We start from the raw sequence: 19,197 nt of genomic DNA, 5'->3' as shown, positions 1-19,197 counted from the left end.
GAAGCGGGACGTACGGAGAGGCAGAAGGGTCACGCTGCGGCGCTCGATGAGTGCGCCAGTTCGAACGGCCCGAATCGGGCACGACACTTTTCCCCGCCACATGTTGGTTCGGCGAGCCTGCGCCGACCGGCTGACAGCGTACTGGCGGTAACCGTTGGGTCGTGTCACGTTGCCATTGTCTGCGCGACGTGTTGCGGCCTTGTCCTCCGCCCGGCCACTACCCGTGCCAAGGACATCCGTCGAATGGGCGGATTTTCCCCCTCTTGGCACAGTGGTGTCGCGGTCGGCAATGCGGATTTCCCTTAGCCACAATATTGGTTGGCGCTGCTCATGCAGCGTATCGGGGCATTTCCGGTATTTGCATTCCTGCTTAGTACTGGTACTAGCATTTTGTTTGTTTCGAATTGAAAAATAACGATCCAATATCAGAATTAAAAATTAAAGCGATGAATTTGGCGTTGACGAATCGGATGGCAAAAAAATAGAATTCATCGCCGTATCGATTCTTTCGTGAAAATACTTTGACTAAATTCGTGTGGAGCGCTCTCCGTATTAAAAGTTAATGTCGAAAGACGCTGTTGTCGGTATTTCGTCAAGCTGACGTTGTTCGCCGACGGAGACCATTGCTGTACGCAATACGTGACCGAAATCCGGCGTGCGGCGGCCGCCGAGTTTCTCGACGCGTATACGAAGCGGATCGGCGGTCGATGCCAGTCGGACCGTCGCTTGCCGACCATCTGACGGTCGTCGCATACAACCACGCCACATTCGGCTTCTTCCCTATGGAACGCATCACGCTCATGCCCAGGTGGGCCGGGTACGGCTTCGTTTGCGCGAGCTTCGTCGCCGCGGGCTGTACAAAGTCGCCGGAAACGTATCACGGTTATGTCGAAGGGCAGTTTTCCTATCTGTCGGCACCGTATTCGGGAAATCTGAAGACTTTGCGCGCGACACGCGGCGATCGTGTCGAAGCGGGCACGGTCGTTTTCGAAATCGGTGCGCCGGACCTGGAACAGGCAATCAAGCGTCAGTATCACCAGTGGCAATCGTCGCTGGACGTGCTCGGCGACCTGGAGCAGGGCAAGCGTTCATCGGAAATCGATACGGTGAACGTACAGCTCGAACAGACCCGGGCGAACGCCGCGCTTTCCGCGCAACGGCTCGCCCGCGCGGAAGCCGACTACGCGATACAGGCAATCTCGCTCGATCAGCTCGAACGCGAACGTGCGGCGGCCCGGGTGGACAAAGCACGAGTCAGCGAAGTCGCCAGTCAACTGAAGACGGCGCGCCTGCCGGCACGCGACGGTCAACTGCAATCGCAACGACAGAGCGCCGACGCGCAGCAGGCCGAATACGAACGGCTGCAGACGCAATTGCGGCAACTGTCGGTGCAGGCTCCCGGCAAGGGCGTCGTCGTCGATACGTTCTTCACGCCGGGCGAGTGGGTCGTCGCCGGCAACCCGGTGGTGAAGATCCTGGTCGATCTCAATACGAAGGTTCGCTTCTTCGTGCCCGAGGCCGCCCTGGCCAATTTCCGCGTCGGTCGTGTCGTGCGGATCGCATGCGACGGTTGCGAACGCGGCTACACGGCGACGATCAGTCATATCGCGTCGAACGCCGAATATACGCCGCCCGTCATCTACAGCAATGACGCACGCTCGAAGCTGGTGTTTCTCGTCGAAGCGCGGCCCGATACCGTTGCCGCGCGTGGCCTGCCCCCCGGCCTGCCGATCGAGGTGACGCGATGAGTCATGCGATGCCGCTGATCGATGTGCGCGATCTGAACAAGCATTTCGGCACACGGCACGTCGTCAAGAACCTGAGCCTGCAGGTCGGCCGGGGCGAGATATTCGGTTTTCTCGGACCAAACGGCAGCGGCAAGACGACCTCGTTGCGCATGATGTGCGGACTGCTGACACCGGATTCAGGCAGCGGGACCTGCCTCGGATTCGACATCCTGACGGAATGCCGGGAGATCAAGCGACGAGTCGGCTACATGACACAGCGTTTTTCGTACTGGGAAGACTTGACGGTGCGGGAGAACCTCGATTTCGTCGCGCGACTGTATGAGATCGACGCGCGAAAGGAACGCGTCGCGCGGATCCTCGCCGAGATGGGCCTGGAGTCGCGCTCGAACCAGCTGACCGGCTCATTGTCGGGCGGCTGGAAGCAACGGGTGGCGCTTGCCGCTGCGCTGTTGCAGTCGCCCGAACTGCTGCTGCTCGACGAACCGACGGCTGGCGTCGACCCGGGCGTGCGCCGGGTGTTCTGGGAGGAATTGCACCGTCTGGCAGCCCGCGGTATTTCCGTGCTTGTCAGCACGCACTATATGGACGAGGCCGAACGTTGCCACAAGCTGGCCTACATCTCGTACGGCACGCTGCTGGCCCACGGCGAGGCCGGTGATCTCGTGCGACGGCATGCGCTCCACACCTGGTCGGTGTCCGGTGGCGACCTCGTCCGGCTGAACGACCGGCTCAAGGGCCGGCCGGGCGTCGAGCAGGTGATTGCATTCGGTCGTGCACTGCACGTATCGGGACGTGACGAGGCCGTGCTTGGAGCGAGTCTCGCAGCAGTTTGCGGCGCGGGTGTCGAGATTCGCAGAATCGAGACGAATATCGAGCACGTCTTCCTGCATTTGATGAAGGGCACATCCGGGGAGTCCGGCTGATCATGATCCGCATCTCGATTTCCCGCTGGTGGAGCATGGTGACGAAGGAGTTCTTGCAGATCCGCCGCGATCGCGTGACGCTCGGGATGATCGCCGTGTTGCCGATCGTGCAGCTGGCGCTGTTCGGTTTTGCGATCAACAGTGATCCCAGGCATCTGCCGACGATCGTGCTCGCCGACGACACAAGCGAATTTTCGCGATCGCTCGTCGCCGGCATGCGCAACACGGGGTATTTCGACGTCCAGGGCGGCCTGTTTTCCGAACGCGCGGCCCGTGACGCGCTGCAAAAGGGCATCGTGCAGTTCGTGGTCAGCGTGCCGTACGACTTCTCGCGACGGCTGGTGCGCAACGAGCATCCGGAAATTCTGGTCGAGGCGGATGCGACCGATCCCGCCGCAACGGGAAATGCGATCGCCGCTCTCAATACGATGACGCAGACGGTGTTGAACAAGGATTTGATCGGAGCCTTGGTGAGAACCGCGCCTCCGCAAGCATTCTCGGCCCGGGTGCACCGGATCTACAATCCCGCCGGCATTACGCAGTACAACATCATCCCCGGATTGATGGGCGTCATCCTGTCGATGACGATGGTCATGATGACGAGCCTCGCGATTACGCGCGAACGTGAACGCGGAACGATCGAGAACATCCTCGCGTCGCCGGCAACCTCGATCGAGGTGATCTGCGGAAAAATCGTGCCGTACATCCTGATCGGGCTCCTGCAGTGCACGATCATCCTGCTGGCGGCCCGGTTCGTGTTCAGCGTGCCGTTTGAGGGCAATCCTGTAACGGTCTACTGCCTCGCATCGTTGCTGATCGTCGCGAACCTGATGGTCGGCATCGCCATATCGTCGGTCGCGCGGAGCCAGTTGCAGGCGATGCAGATGACGTTCTTCTATTTCCTGCCGAGCGTCCTGCTCTCCGGATTCATGTTTCCGTTTGCCGGCATGCCAGGCTGGGCGCGGCTGCTCGGCAACGGATTGCCGCTGACCTATTTCAACCGGGCCATTCGCGGTGTTCTCCTGAAGGGGAGCGGATGGAACGAAATATGGCCCGATGCCGCGACGATGGTCGTGTTCGCTCTGGTTGCAATGACGGTCGGCCTGCTCGCGTACCGCACCACGCTCGATTGAACGACGATGGCACAACGAACCTATCCACGCCGCCGTGCCTGCCGCGCGATTGCGGTTCTGTCGATCGCGGTCGTCATCGTCGCGGGGCAGGGGTGCAGCCATCCTGCGTTTGTCCCCCGATCCACGAGCGACCTGGCATTGCCGGCCACCTTCATGGGGATGAGCGTCCGCTCGACCGATCGCGACGAGGCCGGCATGCCTGTCGAACGCGACCCGCGCTGGTGGCGGCACTTTGGTTCGTCGGCGCTGGATGCGCTCGTCGAGCAGGCGATGCGGGACAGTCCGTCGATACGGAGCGCGGAGTCGCGGTTGATCGAGGCGACGAAGTATCTTGCGGGACAACAGGGTGCCAGTCGCTATCCGCAGGTCGACGTCGGCGCGTCAGCCAAAAGGGAGCAGTTGAATACTGCGGCCGCCGGTCTGCCGATGATTCCCAACCCGTCCCCGTTCATGCTGTACAACACGAACGTGAGCGTTCGATACGATTTCGATTTCTTCGGCGCACAGCGCCATCGGGTCGAGGCGAAACGGTATGAAGCAGCGCTGAGAAGGCATCAGGCCGACGCCGCGCGCTTGACACTGGTCAGCAATATCATCGCTGCGGTGGTCCGGGAAGGGCGGCTGCGTGACGAAATAGACGTGAACGACGCAGTGTTGCGGAACCGGCGAGCCGTTGGGAAGATGCTGCGCGAACGGCATGAAATCGGCAGCGTCGCGCATCGGGAAACGATCGATGGCGATTCGGACGTCGATCGAATCGAAGCGGAACGGGCGGCATTGCATGCGGAACTGCTGAAAATCCGGTTTCAACTCGCGGCCTATGCCGGTGTTCCATCGCCCGAGTCGCTGCCTCGGTTTCGCCTGGACGACTTGCAATTGCCGCAAGACTTGCCGTCGACGGTGCCGTCGGGGCTCGTGCGGCAACGGCCCGACATTCTCGCAGCGGAGGCGCGCCTGCATATTGCCGGCGAACTGGCCGGCATCGCCACGGCCAATCTTTACCCGCGGATCGAACTGGGGGCGAGCATCGGGTCGTCGCCGCTGGCGCTCGGTCAGTTGTTTGCCGGCGGCGCGACGATCTGGAATATCGGTGCCCAGCTTGGCGCACCGGTTTTTCGCGGTGGAGAATTGCGTGCCGCACGGGATGCGGCGATCGCCGCCTACGATGCCACGTTCGAGGACTATCGGACGGTCGTGCTGGGCGCGTTGCAGAGCGTCGCCGATGCGATGACCGAAATCGATCGCGACGCGATCGCGCTGCAAGCGCGTCGAGCGGTCGCGCAACGGCAACGGACCGTTCTGGAGATGACCCGGCGTCAGTTCGAGAACGGCAGTTCGGATCGGCTTCATGTGCTGCGCGACGAGTATGCATATGATCTGGCGCGGCTCGAGATGATTCGCGTTCGTGCGGCCAGGATGGCCAGTACGGTTTCCTTCTTTGCCGCCGTCGGTGGCGATGCGTATCGTCGGGATTGACTGCCCGTGCGCCGAGCGGGCGTCGGAGTGGGTGACCGCCGGGATGCAGGCCGGGCGGTTCCGTCCCGCGTCAATGCCGAGGCGAGACAGGGCAAGAACCTCCGTTACACCATCCCCCCGCGTCAGCGCATCGCGGTCGGGGCGGATCGGCGCGTCCATGATCGGCACGACGAGATCCTCGATGTCGCTCGTGACGACCCACGTATGCCGGGCTTGCGCGGCGACGTCGCGAATCCGCTCGCCGCTTCCGGGATCGACGATCAGCGCGATCGTGTTCTGTTTCGTCATGAGCGTTCCCCGTTGTGGTTACCCGGTCGACACTGTTTCACGCGTACCGGTCAATCGGGACGATACCCGGGCGATTGCGTCACGCATCGCCATTGGCTTAAGATCGACGGGAGTTCACCACACGCGTCCAGCACCAATGAAAAAAAGCATGAGCCTGCGGGTCGCCGTCATCGCCTCGGCTGTTGCGGTATACAGCGTCTACATGCACATCGACCAGCTGATCAGCGGCTGCATGTGGGTCAGGGGCCGTCAGCGCTGCAGTTTCGAAAACAGTGCGAATTTCGAAGGCTGGATGAATCTCGACTTGCTGGTCACGTGCTGCTGGGTCGCCGCGGCGGTGGTGGGCTGGATTTCCGTCGCGCAGGTCGCGAAGAAGCCGGAGTAGCGGCGTGACGTACGTGCCCGATTGGATCGGTACGAAATGTCGGCTTGTCTGGCTGAATCTGTCAATCCGTGACAACGCGTATTCGTCGAGCGGCAGCGGGGGCGCGCTTTGTCCTTTCGAGCGGGTCATGAATCCGTGACCGGTCGATAGCCGGCGCGATCGTGGCGATCCCTGGCGAGAAGCGTTGCATCGCGCGCTGCGCGAAGGGAGGTTCCCATGCAGTTTCCGACGGGATCGGTGGTCGCGCTCAGCTCGGCCTCCGCGACGATGTTCTCGATGGGCATGCTGTTTCTCGGTTACTGGGGATTGCACGAACCGCTGCCCTGGCGGTTCGGCGACTATGTCGTCGTGGTGCTCGCGCTGGCGGGCTTCGCCTGTCTCGCGTGTGTGCCGTTTCTCGCCACCTCGCCGATGAAGACCTCCGGTGACGAATCTCGGATGCTCGTCGCACGGCGCGCGTTTCTGGGCGGCGCGAGCGCGGTGTGGTGTGCGATCGTCGCGTCGTTGCTCGTGTGACGCGACGGGGCGGAGACAGCGACCGGAATGCCGATGCGCACGCGGTTCGATAAGTCATATATGAGGCGCGGAAACACCGATTTAACGCGGGCATTCCTGCTTTGATTTCCCCGATAGCGTGCACTAGATTCGAAGCGTTCATGTGTCACAGAGCGCGAGGTGGAGCCATGACGCCGTGGGAGATTCAGGGCACCGAAATGATCAGCTGCAATTGCTCATACGGTTGCCCATGCCAGTTCAATGCGCTGCCGACCAACGGCAACTGCGAGGCGATGGGCGCGATTTCGATCGACAGCGGTCACTACGGCGACGTGGTGCTCGACGGCGTCCGGATCGCGGTCGTGTTCCATTGGCCGGGCGCCGTCCACGAAGGTCACGGAAAGTGCCAGCCGATCGTCGACGAACGCGCCAGCCTGGCGCAGCGCGATGCCGTGCTGAAGATCATGACCGGTCAGGATACCGATCCGTTCGCGACGATGTTCTCGGTGTACGCGTCGACGCTGGAGCACGCGTTCGATCCGATCTTCGCGAAGATCGATTTCGACGTGGATGTCGATGCCCGGCGCGGCCGGATTCACGTCGATGGCGTGTTCGACCTCGCGGGCGACCCGATCCGCAATCCGGTGACGGGCGACGCGCATCGCGTGCGAATCGACCTGCCGCACGGTTTCGAATACGAACTGGCCGAGATCGGTTCGGGCACGGGGCGCTCGCACGGCAACCTCGCGCTGAATCTCGACGGCACCTATGCGCAGTTCGCGCGGCTGCACCTGAACAATCACGGACTGATCCGGCATCGCGTCGCGGCATGACTCCGCTCGGCATCTGGCTCGGGCGCGAGCGCGTCATCACGCTGCTCGGCATGGCCGCGCTCGTCGCCGTGTGCTGGTTCTACCTGTGGACGGGCGCGGGTACCGGCATGTCGGCGCTGGAGATGACGACGGTCGCGCTCTTTCCGCATCGGCTCGCGGACGACCCGGGCAGCATGGAGCCGTCGCTGCCGACCGTGATCGTGATGTGGTGGGTGATGATGATCGCGATGATGACGCCCGGTGCGGCGCCGCTCGTGATGCTGTACCGGCGCGTGTTGCGGCATCGCGGTAACGGGGAAGCGGGCTCGGCGTTCACGTCGGTGTCGCTGCTGGCCGGTTATCTGACGGCCTGGCTCGCGTTTTCGATCGGCGCGGCGTGGCTTCAGGCACTGCTGCAGCCGGCGGGGTTGATCTCCGCGATGATGCTGTGGTCGAAGAGCGCGGCCCTTTCCGCGTTCGTGCTGGCGCTGGCCGGGCTCTATCAGTTCTCGCCGCTCAAGCGCGCGTGTCTGCGGCAATGCCGCGCGCCGGCCGCGTTCCTGGTCGCGCACTGGCGTCCGGGCGTCGCCGGCAGTTTCCTGCTCGGTGCGCGCCATGGGGCGTACTGCGTGGGCTGCTGCTGGCTCCTGATGGCGCTGCTGTTCGTCGGCGGCGTGATGAACGTCGTGTGGATTGCCGCGTTGTCGCTGTTCGTGTTTGCGGAAAAGATCCTGCCAGGCGGAGAACGTGTCGGCCGCGCGCTCGGCGTCGTGCTGATCGTGTGGGCCGGCGCGACGTTGCTGGTCTGATCGTCCGCGGCTGGCGCCAGCGGCCGTGCACCGGCCGTGATGGTGCTCGCACCGGCAACGCAGCCATGTCAACGGGAGACGATCGATGAAGATCCGCTTTCATGCCGCTGCCGTCTTGTGTGCGGTGGCAACCGTTGCGATGCCGGTATTGGCCGCCGGCGACATGGCCGGCATGGACATGGGCGGCAGGAAGATGGCGGCACCGGACGCCGCGCTGACCGATGCCGAGGTGAAGAAGGTCGACACCGGGCGCGGGATGGTCACGCTTCGGCACGGCGCGCTCGACAACGTCGGGATGCCGGCGATGACGATGGCGTTCAAGGCCGGCGATGCGGTGACGATCGGGGCGCTGCGCGCCGGCGACAAGGTCAGGGTCCGGATCGAGCGCGTGGACGGCGTGCTCACGATCGTGAAGCTGGTGAAGGGTCCGTGACGACGGGCGGTGCGGACAGGTTCGCCGCGGGCCGACGATGCGCGGCCCGGCATGCTTTCGCCATTCATGCTACGTAACGCAAGGCCGATGTTACGTCCGCGTTGCCGGGACGCAGGTGCGGATCGGCAAGGTCGAGCCGGCGCCGAAGCGATGCGCCGTACCCGAACGCGCCGCCGGCAGGTCATCGCGTCCCGATCGAAAGACTGTTAACGGGGCCGACGGAAATGGCACGGTAGATGCTTGATGGAAGGATCGCGCTGAATAGCAGACGGGGGCTTCCATGCAACATCCATTCATCAAGGCGAATGTCGCGTTCGCCGCCATTGCCGCGGCATGCACGCTGGCTGCGTGTGGTGGCGGAGACATCACGGCACCGCCGCTGGCCGGCAACACCATCGGGACGAGTACCAGCGGGACGACCAGCGGTACCAGTGGGTCGAGCGGTTCGAGCAGCGGTGGTACCAGCGGGTCGAGCGGTTCGAGCAGCGGCGGTACCAGCGGGTCGAGCGGCACGAGCAGCAGTGGTACGAGCAGCAGCGGCACAAGCAGCAGTGGTACGAGCAGCAGTGGTACGAGCAGCAGTGGTACGAGCAGCAGTGGTACGAGCAGCAGTGGTACGAGCAGCAGTGGTACGAGCAGCAGCGGCACAAGCAGCAGTGGTACGAGCAGCAGTGGCACGAGCAGTAGCGGCACAAGCAGTAGCGGCACGAGCAGTAGCGGCACGAGCGGCGCGCCAGGCACGAACGGCATCATCAGCTCCGTCGGCGGGATCGTGATGGACGTGGGCACCACGCTTGCCGGCGTGACTCTCCCCGGCGTCAGCAGGGGCGTCACCGTCGGGCCTGCCGACACGGTGACCGGTGTCGGCACGATCATCAGCCAGACGTCGAACGTCGTGAGTGCCGGTCTCGGCCAGATCGGCATCGTACCGAACCCGGTCGGCACGACGGTCGCCGGCCTCGGCAACATCGTTGCGTCGACCAGCAACCCCGTCAGCGGCCTCAGCGAAACCGTCAAGGCGCTCGGTACCGGCCCGCTCTCGCCGCTTTCACCGCTTACGACACCGATCAGCGGGCTGCTCGACACGGTGTCCAGCGGTTTGAGAACGGGCGGCACGACGCTCGGCGCGGCGTTGTCGTCGGGCCCGGTCCAGCAGGCGACGCAGGCGATCAGCACGGCGATCACGCCGCTCGTGACGACGGCGGGCCAGCTCACGCAGCAGGTCGGCACCGCCACCGGCCTCGGGCAGCCGGTGGCCGGCCTGCTCGGGCAGGTCGGCGCGGCGGTCACGTCGGCCGGATGGAAGGTGAGCGCCGCGTCGCCTCAGCCGCTCGTCGGCGGCGTCGGCACCCTTGTCCGGGCGGTCGGCAACACGGTTACCAACGTGGGCGGCCTCGTGAATCCGGGCGGCGCGAACGGTGCGGTGCCGATCTCCGGGCTGGTGACGAGCGTGGTCGGCGGCATCCCGGCGACCGTGCACGATGGTCCCGCGACCGGCACACCGGCGGGTGGTCTCGCCAATCCGCTTGCGCCGGTGACGTCGCTGGTCGGAGGCCTGCTTGGCGGCCTGGCCGGCAAGTAGCCGGTGTGCGTCGATCGCGGCGGCGGACAGCCGGCCTGTCATTGACGGGCCGGCTGGCGCCACGCGTGACCGGTCGATGGCGTTCGACGCGCGGCCGGTCGTCTGACCCTGATCGACGCATCATCCGCGCGTGTCACCGAGCTTCGATGGCGGTCGTGCGAGCCCGCGCGCCGGCAGCGGCGTCGACATCATGATCGACGTGCGCGTTTCGCCGTACAGGTTGATGCGTTCGATCAATTGTTCGAGATGGGTCATGCCGATCGCGACGAGCCGCATCACATACGAATCCGCGCCCGTCACGTGATGGCACTCGACGACTTCGGGAATCGTCTCCAGCAGCTTGAGGAACTTCGCTTTCGCCGGCTGCGGCACCGTGATGCCGATCAGCGCGCTCACCGGATAGCCGGCCGCGGCCGGATTGATCCGCGCCGTATAACCCTCGATGACGCCGGCCGATTCGAGGCGCTTCACGCGCTCCGTCACCGCCGGCACCGACAGGTGTACCTGGCGCGCCAGTTCCGTATAGCTGATGCGGCCGTTGGCCTGCAGCAGCGACAGTACCTTCCAGTCCAGATCGTCCATCGCGGCGGAGTTTTTAAGGTAGAGCTGCCATTTTTCCTTAAAAACCGCATTCAGCGGTGACCGGACTTTCCCTACGATGCCTGTTCAACCCGTGGATGCCACAAGGAGCAGGCGATGCTGTTCATCAAGTCCGTCGTGATGGGGCTGTCGATCGCGGTGCCGGTCGGCCCGATCGGCATGCTGTGCATTCAGCGCAGCTTGAGCCGGGGTTTTCGGGCGGGGTTCGCGACGGGCATCGGCGCCGCGTGCGCCGATGCGATCTACGGCCTGCTCGGCGCGCTGGGCATCGCAGGCATCGTTACCGCGTTCCCGATGCTGACCGTCGGCCTGAAAATCGGCGGCGGCGCATTTCTCGTCTGGCTCGCGTGGACCATCTTGCGTCAGCCGCCGGCCGAGGCGGCGCTGCAGCGCGACCTGCCGCGCACGACCGTGCTGCGGGATTTCCTGACGACGTTCGGCCTCACGCTATCGAACCCGATGACGATCCTGTCGTTCGTCGGGATTTTCGCGGCGCTCGGCCCGCTGTCGGGCACGCCCGGCAGCTCGGTCGGGCCTGCCGTGGCGTGGATGGTCGCCGGTGTGTTCGTCGGCTCCGCCGCGTGGTGGCTGTGCCTGAGCAGCGCGACCGCCGCGCTGCGCACGAAGCTGTCGCTCGCGTTCATGCACGGGCTGTCGCGCGTATCGGCGGCCGTCATCGCGGTATTCGGCGCGGTCCAACTGGTCGCAGGCGCGCGCGCGATGATCTAGGCGTCGTTCGACCGGATGGCGTCGATCGTCGTCCGGATATGGGCGAGCAGTTCGAGCATCACCGTTTTCCGAAAGTACTGGTTCATGCGCGTGCTGACGGCGACATCGGCCGGCAACGCGTCGATCGCACGCTGGACCGACAACAGATCGTCGGCGAGCCGAGCCGGCGCATCGGGCGGCCACCGGTCGAGCGCCGTGGCGATTTCGTCCGGCCAGAAACCGAACGCGTCGATGCCGCAGCATCCGGCGACGCAGTTCGTCTCCAGCGCATCGAGCAACGGCATGACCGCGGTCAGATACGGGTCGATTTCGACCACGCGCCCCTGGCCGCCCGCCAGATCGCCGACTTCGATCCAGCGATCCTTGCCGATGCTGATGTCGTCCTTGTGCGGTTTTCCGTTCATCGCCGGCTCAATTCAGGGCCCGGAAATGGGCATGCATGAAGCGTGCGATCTCCCGGGTGAGTTCGATATCCTCCGGCGCGCCCATGAACCCGCCGTGCGGCATGCCTTCGAACACATGCAGTTCGGTCGGCACTTGCGCGCGCCGCAACGCGCGGTGCAGGCGAACCGCGTTCGACAGGAACAGGTCGCGCGTACCGCTCTGGATGAACGTCGGCGGGAAGCCGGCCGAGAAATCGCCGAACAGCGGCGACAGATACGGATGCGCGAGATCGGCGCCGTTCGCGTAGAGCAGGTTGTTCGGCATCAGCGACGCCGGCAGCACGACGTCGACGAGCCGGTTGGTCTCGAAGCTGTCGCCGGATTCGGTCAGATCGGCTTCCGGCGACAGCAGGACGAGCGCGGCCGGCAGCGGCAAGCCTTCGTCGCGGGCACGCAGCACCATCGCGGCCGCGAGATTGCCGCCGGCCGAGCGGCCGCCGATGACGATGTTTTCCGGCGCGTGGCGCGCCAGCACGAACGCATAGGCCGCGATGCAATCGTCGAGCGCGGCCGGATACGGATGTTCGGGCGGCATGCGGTAATCGACGCCGTAGCAGCGAACGCCCAGGCGGTCGGCATGCATCTGCGCGCCGGCGCGGCATGCGGCGGCGCCGCCGACGATCAGCGCGCCGCCGTGCAGGTCGATGTACGCGCATTCGTCGGAAGCGGCCGCTTCGGGCGTCGCGACGTGCAGGTCCGCATCGCCGGCCCGGATCGTCTCGACGCTCGAACGCAGATGGCCAGCCAGTTGCCCGACCGCGGCCGTGTAATGCGCGTCGGCGGCCGCCTTCACGCGCATCCACGCGTCGACATCGTCCGGCGCGGGCATCACGTGCAGCGCATTCAGCGGCACGCCGTCGTCGCCGACCAGGCGTTGCAACGCGGCTCGCGCTTCGTCGCTGATCGAGGTGGGGAAGGGCACGACGCGGCTCGGCAGCACGACGCCATCGGGTTTGTCGTTCATCGCTTGAATTCCATCAGGCCCGTCATGCGGCTGAAGGCCAGTGGCGCAGCATCACGTCGAGCGCATCGAGGCTGCGCGACCACGATGCGTCGGAATCCGGTGTGCCGTGCGAGAAACCGCCGGCGCCTTCGAGCGTCACGTAGCCCATGAAGAAGCCGCCGAGCAGGCGGATCGCATGGGCCAGCTCGGCTTCCGGCAGGTCGTAGCTGCGCAGCACGGCCGAGGTCATCCTGACGAGCCGCCCGCCCGCGCTTTCGGCGGCGCGCTCGGGGCTCACCGGATGGCGCGCGGCCGCAAAGCGACCGGGGTGTGCGCGCGCATAGTCGCGATAGACGTTCGCGAGCGCGGTCAGCGCATCCTTGCCGGTGCGGCCGGCCAGCGCATCGGCGGCGCGATCGGCCAGCTCCTGCAGCGCGAACAGCGCGATCCGGCTCTTGAGATCGTCGAAACTCGGGACATGGGAATACAGGCTGGCCAGCTTGACGCCGAAATGCCGCGCGAGCGCCGCGCCGGTGAGCGGCTCGAAGCCGGTTTCGTCGGCGAGCCGTGCGCCGGCTTCGACGAGTTTGTCTACGGTAATGCCGGCACGCGTCATGACGAATACTATGGAAATTAGTCAAAAAACTAATTCTATTAGTTTTTGCCGCGAAGTCAATTTCCCGTACGCCGCCGGCCACGCCGATCCGCCCCGGCGCCCGCGACGCAGGCGCCGGGGCGACCGGTCGTCAGAACGTGTAGGTGACCTTGCCGAACGCGGTGCGGCCGAGCGTGTTGTAGCCGTACGCGGTCATGTATTGCCGGTCGAACAGGTTCGACAGCGACGCCGACACCGTCAGGTGCGAATTGATCCGGTACGACGCGCGCAGGCTCACCGTCAGGTACGACGGCAGATACGTCGTGTTGGCCGGATCGTCGAACGTCGTGCCGCCGTAGAGCAGCGATGCGCCCGTGCTCAGCGCGTGGAGCTTCAGTTCGTCCCACGTGTGGTCGACGCTGAGGCTGACCGTCTGGCGCGGCCGGCGGTTGAGCCAGGTCTGGTTGGTCTCGTCCTGCGGATTCAGGAGGCCGACGGCCAGACTCACCGGCGTCGAGCGGCCGATCGTCCCCTTGTACGACAGGTCGATGCCGCGGATGTGCGAGCGGCCGATGTTCATCGGCGAGAACGTTGCCGGGTTGTACGCGATCAGGTTGTTGACGTGCGTGTCGTAGACCGCCGCCGAGAACGTGCCGTACGACGTGTTCGCGTCGAGCGCGGCCTCGACCGACGTGCTGCGTTCCGGGCTGAGGTTCGGATTGCCGTAGCCGGGGTAGTACAGGTCGTTGAAACTCGGCAGGCGGAATGCGTTGCCGTACGACACGCGCGCGGTGTAGACCGGCGTGATCGCCCACGACAGCGCGGCGTTGCCGGTGTTCACGCCTTGCCCGGCGATGATCTCGCGACGCCCCGCGAGGAACAGCGTCACGCTGCCGAGCGTGGCCGACTGATGCAGCGAAAACGCCGAGTCGTTGCGCGTCGGTATGCCGCCGGGCGCGTCGATCGGCAGGAATGCCTGTTCGCGCGTGAAATCGTAGGCGAGCTTCGTTTCGCCCGACAGCGGCAGGCCGAACAGGCGGAACCCGTGCGCCTGATGGGTCAGCGACGTCGACGTGCTGATGCGCTGCGAATTGATCTGGTCGGTCGCGAGGGCCGGGTTGTCCGCGTAGATGAACTGGCGGTCGTTCGCATAACCGAACGACTGGTCGAACTGCGTATCGGGCGTGATGTCGAGATGAAATGCGATGCCGGTCGTCAGCTGGTGATCGAGCTCGCGATTCGCATAGCCGCTGTTGTCGTAGGACAGGTCGGAGCGGTGATACAGCGCGAACGTCGAGATCGACCAGTTGTCGCGCGCATAGCCGAGCCGCGCATCGAGATCCTGCGCGTGATACGGATTGCGGCCGGCTTCGTGACCGTAGAAGAAGGGCCGCGTCGCATCGATGCCGGCCGTGTTGTAGTCGTGCAGCCCCAGCGAGTAGGTGACACCGCCGAGCGCGGCCAGCGGCCCTGTCGACGGCAGGGTGCCCGACGTGCGGAACTGCGTGTCGAACGTCTTGTTCGATCCGCCGCCGAACGACACGGTGGTCTGGTTCGGCCGGTTGGCGGCGCGGCGCGTGAAGAGCTGCACGACGCCGCCCATCGCGTTGCTGCCGAACGATGCGGCGGCCGGGCCCGAAATCACTTCCACGCGTTCGAACGCGTCGGTCGGCAGGTCGGCCCACGGCGCGATGCCGGTGGTCGGCGAGCCGATCCGGATCCCGTCGATGAACACGGCGACCTGGCTGGCCGACGAGCCGCGGATGCTGACCGACGCGGACGAGCCGGGGCCGCCGCTCTGCGAGACGGTCACGCCCGGCAGCGTCGCGAGCGCCTGCGTGATGCTCGGGTCGGTCGACGACAGCCGGTCGAGATCTTCTCGCGTAAGCACCTGCGTCGACGCATAGCGCCGGTCGAACGATTCGGGCAGGTGCCGCGTGTCGGTCACGCTGATCGTCGGCAGATCGGCGCCTTCCGCGGGCTGGGCGGGCGGCTGGAGCGCGGTATCGCCGGCGGCATGGGCGAGCGGGGTGAGCAGCGCGGTGGCGGCGGATGTGGCGAGCAGGTAACGAAGGTTCATCAGACAGCGAGAGAAAGCGTGTGGCGCGTAGGGCGGTCGCGAGCGAAGGGCGGGCAGGTTGCGCATGCCGACGGCGTGTCGACGCGACGCTTCCGGCAGGGAAGCGGATTCGGGAACGAAGGACATCTGACGGATCCTGAGGTCGGGTCGTCCATGCAACGGGCGACCGCCAACGGCGGCGCTTGCGCATCGGGACACCCCGCCCGGTGCGGCTGCTGGACCTCGGGTCGATGGCAGGTCTCCTGGCTCGCGGGTCGTCATCCGTGCGGACCTTCCCGGTTTCCCAGTGGCGCGCAGTGGCACGGATTCGCCGCTCACAGTTGCGGGGGCAGCCGCAGATTCGAGTCGTTGCCCGTCCTGCGTTCCCTTTTGATCCCATCGCTGGGAACCATCAGCGCGCAAGGGTAATGGCGTGCGCTCCCGCACGTCAATTGCCGCGCCGCGCGAGGGTGCGAAAAAACGTCATTCTCCGGCAAGCGCTTTCCGAATCCTTTCGCTTGTGTGTTGGTGTCGCGTTTCTCGTCTGATGAATCGGGAGGAGCAAGCGGCATGCGAGCCGCGTCGTATCGAACGCGAAACCGTAGGTTGTCCGGTCGACGTCAGCCGGCGCGTTGAGCAGCCCGGGCAGCGGCACAGCGTTGTCGCGGCGCGGATCGCCGAGCCGCATGCCGGTCGGTCGCCGCGGTTGCACGATCGGCCAGCCGAACAGCTGCAGATCGCGGAACAGCCCGCACCGACGACATCCTCGCCGCACGCGATCCGTCGCTGCCGGCGTTCTGATTGCCGGCGGGGCCGGGCGCGGCAGCGGCGCCCGGCGCGCGCCGTTACATGTGCGTGCCGGCGTGCGCGCGGCCGCCCGGGTCGCCGCCCCGATCGGGCGGCGTATTGTTCTGATCGATCTTCGCGAGCACGAAGCCGGCGTGCGGCAACGCGCCGGGCGAGCGGTGCATCGCCTGCGCGACGACGTCGTGCGGCGATGCGGCGGGGAAACCGGATGACGTCGCGCCCGGTTGGGCGAACGCCGGAAGGGAGGCGACCGCCAGGGCGGCGGCGACGATCGCGTGCGTGTTCATGGTGGCTCCTTCACGACTGACTGCGCGACTGACTGCGGGCAACGTCATCAGTCTAGGGCGCGAAACTTAACGCGTCGTGAAGGTGCCATGGCGCACGGATGACAGGATGTTCATGTGCGCCGCGACGCTCAGGCCGGCGTCGACACCAGTGCGCAGAAGTTCTCGAGATCGACGTTGCCGCCGCTGATCACGACGCCCACGCGCTTGCCCTGCAGCGCGTCCTTCATCCGTCGCGCGGCGGCGAACGCCAGGCAGCCGGTCGGCTCGACGACAATCTTCATACGGGTGGCGAAGAAGCGCATGCAGTCGATCAGCTCCGCGTCGGTCGCGGTCAGGATGTCGTCGACGTCGCGGCGGAGGATCGGGAACGTCAGGTTGCCGAGGTATTGCGTCTGCGCGCCGTCGGCGATCGTGCGCGGCGTGTCGATCCGCACGATCGCGCCGGACCGGAACGATTGCTGGCCGTCGTTGCCGGCTTCGGGTTCCACACCGTACAACTTCGCGTGCGGCGACAGCGCGCGGGTCGACAGCGCGGTGCCCGACAGCAGCCCGCCGCCGCCGAGCGGCGCGAACACCGCGTCGAGCGGGCCGACTTCGTCGAACAGTTCCTTGGCCGCCGTGCCCTGGCCGGCGATCACGTCCGGATGGTCGTAGGGCGGCACCAGCGTGAGCCCGTGCCGTTCGGCAAGATCGCGCCCGATCTGCTCGCGGTCCTCGGTGTAGCGATCGTAGGTCACGACGTTGCCGCCATAGCCGCGCGTCGCGGCCATCTTCGCGGCCGGCGCATCCTGCGGCATCACGATCGTCGCGGGAATACCGAGGATGCGCGCCGACAGCGCGATCGCCTGGGCATGGTTGCCGGACGAGAACGCGACGACGCCGTGGTGGCGCTGTTCGGCGTTGAAACGCGACAACGCATTGAACGCGCCGCGGAACTTGAAGGCGCCCATGCGCTGCAGGTTCTCGCACTTGAAGAACACCTGCGCGCCGAGCGCTTCGTCGATCGTTCGCGACGTCATCACCGGCGTGCGGTGCGCATGGCCTTCGAGCCGGGCCGCGGCCGCGGCGACGTCGTCGTACGTGGGGAGGGTCGGAGAGTTCATGGTTGCTCGAGAGTCGGAAAGGTCAGTCAACTGGAAAGCAGGGCCCCGCGTCACTTCGCGTCGTTGTAGACGGTCGCGCGCGAGACGCCGAGATGCTGCGACACGATCTCCATCGCGCGGCGCACCTCGAGGAAGCCGTCGGCCTTCAGCGTCTGCAGCAGCTCGCGGCGCTGGTCGGTCTTCAACTCGCGCGGCGTCGTCGCGAGGCGCGTCGCGAACGCGTCGATGCGCTGCCGGATCGCGTCCGCCCCGGCCGGATCGAGCGTGTCGACAACGGCCTCGCCGTCCGTGCGGCAGAACTGGTTCAGCATGCCCTGGAAGCCGCGGAACAGCGTGACATCCGCATTCAGGCACAGCGCGGCCACGTAGCGCCCGGTCGAATCCTTGATGCCGATCGACGTGCTTTTCGCGGTGCGGCCGTCCGCGAAGCGGTTCGGGTAGTTCGCGAGCACCTGCGGGAAATCGTCGTCGGCGATGCGGGCGAGGCCGAGTTCGGTCGCGGGATCGCCGACCGCGCGCCCGGACAGGTTGTTGTGGATCGCGAGGATCGCGTGTTCCGGCGTGCGCAGGTCGTGCACGACGACCTCGGTGAACGGCGCGAACATCTCGCCGAGCCCTTCGGCGATGCGCTGCACCTGTTCGATCAGCGACGCCTGTTCGGACGACGGTGGCGTGCGGCGCGTGCTCATGCGTTTTCCCGGGGCGACGGGGCGTCGGCCGTTTCCGGCCGCGTGATGTCGGCCAGCAGCGGCCGGGCGATCCGCACGTAGTCGGCCGAGTCGAGCACGACCGAGCGGTCGAGGCGGCCCGCGTTGAAGGCGATCTCCGCGTTGCGTTCGACCAGCGCGGGATCGACGACGAGCGTGACGTTCGCGTCGAATACGAACGGCGGCACGGCGCCCATCACGCAGCGCGTGACGGCGGCCGCGACATCGGGCGACGCGAGCGTCGCCTTGCGGCGGCCAACCGCCTCGGCAACCTTGCGGAAGTCGATCTTCAGGTGGCCCGGGATCACGGCGAGCGCGGTCGCGTCGCCGCCGTCCTTGAACGTGCAGAGCATGGCCTTCGCCCCCTGTTCGGGGCGTGTGCCGCGGATCGCGGCGATCACGTCGGATTTACCTTCCGCCGGATGTTCGAGCACGCGGAAACGTGCACCGGACGTATTCAGCAGATCGCACAGCGTGTCGAAAACGGGAGAGTCGTTCATGTCGCTTCGGGCGGGAAGGCGCGCATCGCGGCGCGCGGGGAGCGAGCGTGCCGCTCGCTATCGATGGATTGTCCAAGTATAGACGTTTTGTCATGAGATAGGGCAACAGCGGGTGCGCCCGTGCGGGGTCTTTCTCCAACTGCGAAAGGCCGTTTCGTATTGCGAAATCTCCGCGAAGTTCCCGTCGCGCCGCCTTTCCGCCGCTTGAAAACTTGTTTTGCATCGCAAAATCGATCTGCTATCTCATTGAAAAACAAGGAAAATTTATATCTTATGTCTTATATAAGAGTTGGCCGAAAGCGCGCCGGACAGGATTAATATTGAGTCCATGCAGTTCGCT

The 19,197-nt window shown here is 65.6% G+C and carries 20 protein-coding genes and 1 riboswitch; of the genes, 11 read left to right on the top strand and 9 right to left on the bottom strand.

Annotated elements, in window-relative coordinates; all coding sequences use genetic code 11:
* The first annotated feature begins 578 nt into the window (after positions 1-578).
* From AC0KUR_RS14535 to AC0KUR_RS14490, 10 genes are all read left to right on the top strand, one after another.
* Entirely contained in the window at positions 579-1,748 is a 1,170-nt protein-coding gene (locus AC0KUR_RS14535) for an HlyD family secretion protein (protein ID WP_473376084.1), read from the top strand.
* An 8-nt stretch (positions 1,749-1,756) separates the two neighbouring features.
* Positions 1,757-2,671 (top strand): ABC transporter ATP-binding protein, encoded by a 915-nt coding sequence (locus AC0KUR_RS14530; RefSeq protein WP_241012850.1) that lies wholly within the window; start codon positions 1,757-1,759, stop codon positions 2,669-2,671.
* 2 nt (positions 2,672-2,673) lie between these two features.
* On the top strand, positions 2,674-3,804 hold the full coding sequence (locus AC0KUR_RS14525; protein WP_473376083.1) for an ABC transporter permease: 1,131 nt from the start codon (positions 2,674-2,676) through the stop codon (positions 3,802-3,804).
* Between the two features lie 6 nt (positions 3,805-3,810).
* Positions 3,811-5,280, top strand: a complete 1,470-nt coding sequence (locus tag AC0KUR_RS14520; RefSeq protein WP_080287998.1) for an efflux transporter outer membrane subunit — start codon at positions 3,811-3,813, stop codon at positions 5,278-5,280.
* Between the two features lie 424 nt (positions 5,281-5,704).
* The gene (locus AC0KUR_RS14515; protein WP_049036319.1) at positions 5,705-5,953 is read left to right on the top strand and encodes a hypothetical protein; all 249 of its coding nucleotides are present in this window, start codon (positions 5,705-5,707) and stop codon (positions 5,951-5,953) included.
* Positions 5,954-6,169: 216 nt separating this feature from the next.
* Entirely contained in the window at positions 6,170-6,469 is a 300-nt protein-coding gene (locus AC0KUR_RS14510) for a hypothetical protein (protein ID WP_473376082.1), read from the top strand.
* Between the two features lie 167 nt (positions 6,470-6,636).
* Positions 6,637-7,281: a DUF1326 domain-containing protein gene (locus tag AC0KUR_RS14505; RefSeq protein WP_049036321.1), complete on the top strand. Its 645-nt coding sequence runs from the start codon at positions 6,637-6,639 to the stop codon at positions 7,279-7,281.
* Positions 7,278-8,069 (top strand): DUF2182 domain-containing protein, encoded by a 792-nt coding sequence (locus tag AC0KUR_RS14500; protein WP_034191299.1) that lies wholly within the window; start codon positions 7,278-7,280, stop codon positions 8,067-8,069. Before AC0KUR_RS14505 ends, AC0KUR_RS14500 begins: the two co-directional genes overlap by 4 nt.
* Positions 8,070-8,154: 85 nt before the next feature.
* Positions 8,155-8,502 (top strand): copper-binding protein, encoded by a 348-nt coding sequence (locus AC0KUR_RS14495; RefSeq protein WP_124669953.1) that lies wholly within the window; start codon positions 8,155-8,157, stop codon positions 8,500-8,502.
* Positions 8,503-8,782: 280 nt separating this feature from the next.
* A complete protein-coding gene (locus AC0KUR_RS14490) occupies positions 8,783-10,084 on the top strand; it encodes a collagen-like triple helix repeat-containing protein (RefSeq protein ID WP_473376081.1) in 1,302 nt (433 codons plus the stop codon).
* Positions 10,085-10,204: 120 nt separating this feature from the next.
* Here AC0KUR_RS14490 and AC0KUR_RS14485 read toward each other — a convergent pair whose 3' ends face one another.
* The gene (locus AC0KUR_RS14485) at positions 10,205-10,666 is read right to left on the bottom strand and encodes an Lrp/AsnC family transcriptional regulator (protein ID WP_034191303.1); all 462 of its coding nucleotides are present in this window, start codon (positions 10,664-10,666) and stop codon (positions 10,205-10,207) included.
* 114 nt (positions 10,667-10,780) lie between these two features.
* Between AC0KUR_RS14485 and AC0KUR_RS14480 the strand changes: the two genes are divergently transcribed.
* Complete coding sequence (locus AC0KUR_RS14480; protein WP_034191304.1) at positions 10,781-11,413, top strand: LysE family translocator; 633 nt, start codon at positions 10,781-10,783, stop codon at positions 11,411-11,413.
* On the opposite strand, the gene AC0KUR_RS14475 is transcribed toward AC0KUR_RS14480, so the two are convergent.
* From AC0KUR_RS14475 to AC0KUR_RS14440, 8 genes are all read right to left on the bottom strand, one after another.
* Positions 11,410-11,817, bottom strand: a complete 408-nt coding sequence (locus tag AC0KUR_RS14475) for a DUF6331 family protein (protein WP_473376080.1) — start codon at positions 11,815-11,817, stop codon at positions 11,410-11,412. The genes AC0KUR_RS14480 and AC0KUR_RS14475 overlap by 4 nt on opposite strands.
* A 7-nt stretch (positions 11,818-11,824) precedes the next feature.
* Complete coding sequence (locus tag AC0KUR_RS14470; protein WP_473376079.1) at positions 11,825-12,820, bottom strand: alpha/beta hydrolase; 996 nt, start codon at positions 12,818-12,820, stop codon at positions 11,825-11,827.
* 22 nt (positions 12,821-12,842) lie between these two features.
* On the bottom strand, positions 12,843-13,415 hold the full coding sequence (locus tag AC0KUR_RS14465) for a TetR/AcrR family transcriptional regulator (RefSeq protein WP_473376078.1): 573 nt from the start codon (positions 13,413-13,415) through the stop codon (positions 12,843-12,845).
* A 130-nt stretch (positions 13,416-13,545) separates the two neighbouring features.
* The gene (locus AC0KUR_RS14460) at positions 13,546-15,474 is read right to left on the bottom strand and encodes a TonB-dependent receptor domain-containing protein (protein WP_473376077.1); all 1,929 of its coding nucleotides are present in this window, start codon (positions 15,472-15,474) and stop codon (positions 13,546-13,548) included.
* 215 nt (positions 15,475-15,689) lie between these two features.
* Positions 15,690-15,882: riboswitch (cobalamin riboswitch) on the bottom strand.
* 416 nt (positions 15,883-16,298) lie between these two features.
* Positions 16,299-16,547, bottom strand: coding sequence for a hypothetical protein (locus AC0KUR_RS14455; RefSeq protein WP_034191309.1), 249 nt, complete (start codon positions 16,545-16,547; stop codon positions 16,299-16,301).
* 128 nt (positions 16,548-16,675) lie between these two features.
* Positions 16,676-17,650: a threo-3-hydroxy-L-aspartate ammonia-lyase gene (locus tag AC0KUR_RS14450; protein ID WP_473376076.1), complete on the bottom strand. Its 975-nt coding sequence runs from the start codon at positions 17,648-17,650 to the stop codon at positions 16,676-16,678.
* 50 nt (positions 17,651-17,700) lie between these two features.
* Complete coding sequence (locus AC0KUR_RS14445; RefSeq protein WP_049034881.1) at positions 17,701-18,339, bottom strand: helix-turn-helix transcriptional regulator; 639 nt, start codon at positions 18,337-18,339, stop codon at positions 17,701-17,703.
* Positions 18,336-18,857 carry a YbaK/prolyl-tRNA synthetase associated domain-containing protein gene (locus AC0KUR_RS14440; protein ID WP_049034883.1) on the bottom strand — a complete coding sequence of 174 codons (522 nt, stop codon included), beginning with the start codon at positions 18,855-18,857 and terminating at the stop codon, positions 18,336-18,338. The genes AC0KUR_RS14445 and AC0KUR_RS14440 overlap by 4 nt, the downstream gene beginning before the upstream one ends.
* Positions 18,858-19,197 lie beyond the last annotated feature (340 nt).

The sequence above is a fragment of the Burkholderia sp. YHN3-13 genome, assembly GCF_055810675.1.
The sequence above is the reverse complement of the archived record's forward strand: the minus strand, read 5'-3'. Positions and strand labels throughout refer to the sequence as shown.

Excerpts from the sequence above, each read along its gene's own strand:
- AC0KUR_RS14530 (WP_241012850.1), top strand. The coding sequence starts at position 1,757 with ATGCCGCTGATCGATGTGCGCGATCTGAACAAGCATTTCGGCACACGG.
- AC0KUR_RS14525 (WP_473376083.1), top strand. The coding sequence starts at position 2,674 with ATGATCCGCATCTCGATTTCCCGCTGGTGGAGCATGGTGACGAAGGAG.
- AC0KUR_RS14520 (WP_080287998.1), top strand. The coding sequence starts at position 3,811 with ATGGCACAACGAACCTATCCACGCCGCCGTGCCTGCCGCGCGATTGCG.
- AC0KUR_RS14515 (WP_049036319.1), top strand. The coding sequence starts at position 5,705 with ATGAAAAAAAGCATGAGCCTGCGGGTCGCCGTCATCGCCTCGGCTGTT.
- AC0KUR_RS14510 (WP_473376082.1), top strand. The coding sequence starts at position 6,170 with ATGCAGTTTCCGACGGGATCGGTGGTCGCGCTCAGCTCGGCCTCCGCG.
- AC0KUR_RS14505 (WP_049036321.1), top strand. The coding sequence starts at position 6,637 with ATGACGCCGTGGGAGATTCAGGGCACCGAAATGATCAGCTGCAATTGC.
- AC0KUR_RS14500 (WP_034191299.1), top strand. The coding sequence starts at position 7,278 with ATGACTCCGCTCGGCATCTGGCTCGGGCGCGAGCGCGTCATCACGCTG.
- AC0KUR_RS14495 (WP_124669953.1), top strand. The coding sequence starts at position 8,155 with ATGAAGATCCGCTTTCATGCCGCTGCCGTCTTGTGTGCGGTGGCAACC.
- AC0KUR_RS14490 (WP_473376081.1), top strand. The coding sequence starts at position 8,783 with ATGCAACATCCATTCATCAAGGCGAATGTCGCGTTCGCCGCCATTGCC.
- AC0KUR_RS14485 (WP_034191303.1), bottom strand. The coding sequence starts at position 10,666 with ATGGACGATCTGGACTGGAAGGTACTGTCGCTGCTGCAGGCCAACGGC.
- AC0KUR_RS14480 (WP_034191304.1), top strand. The coding sequence starts at position 10,781 with ATGCTGTTCATCAAGTCCGTCGTGATGGGGCTGTCGATCGCGGTGCCG.
- AC0KUR_RS14475 (WP_473376080.1), bottom strand. The coding sequence starts at position 11,817 with ATGAACGGAAAACCGCACAAGGACGACATCAGCATCGGCAAGGATCGC.
- AC0KUR_RS14470 (WP_473376079.1), bottom strand. The coding sequence starts at position 12,820 with ATGAACGACAAACCCGATGGCGTCGTGCTGCCGAGCCGCGTCGTGCCC.
- AC0KUR_RS14465 (WP_473376078.1), bottom strand. The coding sequence starts at position 13,415 with ATGACGCGTGCCGGCATTACCGTAGACAAACTCGTCGAAGCCGGCGCA.
- AC0KUR_RS14460 (WP_473376077.1), bottom strand. The coding sequence starts at position 15,474 with ATGAACCTTCGTTACCTGCTCGCCACATCCGCCGCCACCGCGCTGCTC.
- AC0KUR_RS14455 (WP_034191309.1), bottom strand. The coding sequence starts at position 16,547 with ATGAACACGCACGCGATCGTCGCCGCCGCCCTGGCGGTCGCCTCCCTT.
- AC0KUR_RS14450 (WP_473376076.1), bottom strand. The coding sequence starts at position 17,650 with ATGAACTCTCCGACCCTCCCCACGTACGACGACGTCGCCGCGGCCGCG.
- AC0KUR_RS14445 (WP_049034881.1), bottom strand. The coding sequence starts at position 18,339 with ATGAGCACGCGCCGCACGCCACCGTCGTCCGAACAGGCGTCGCTGATC.
- AC0KUR_RS14440 (WP_049034883.1), bottom strand. The coding sequence starts at position 18,857 with ATGAACGACTCTCCCGTTTTCGACACGCTGTGCGATCTGCTGAATACG.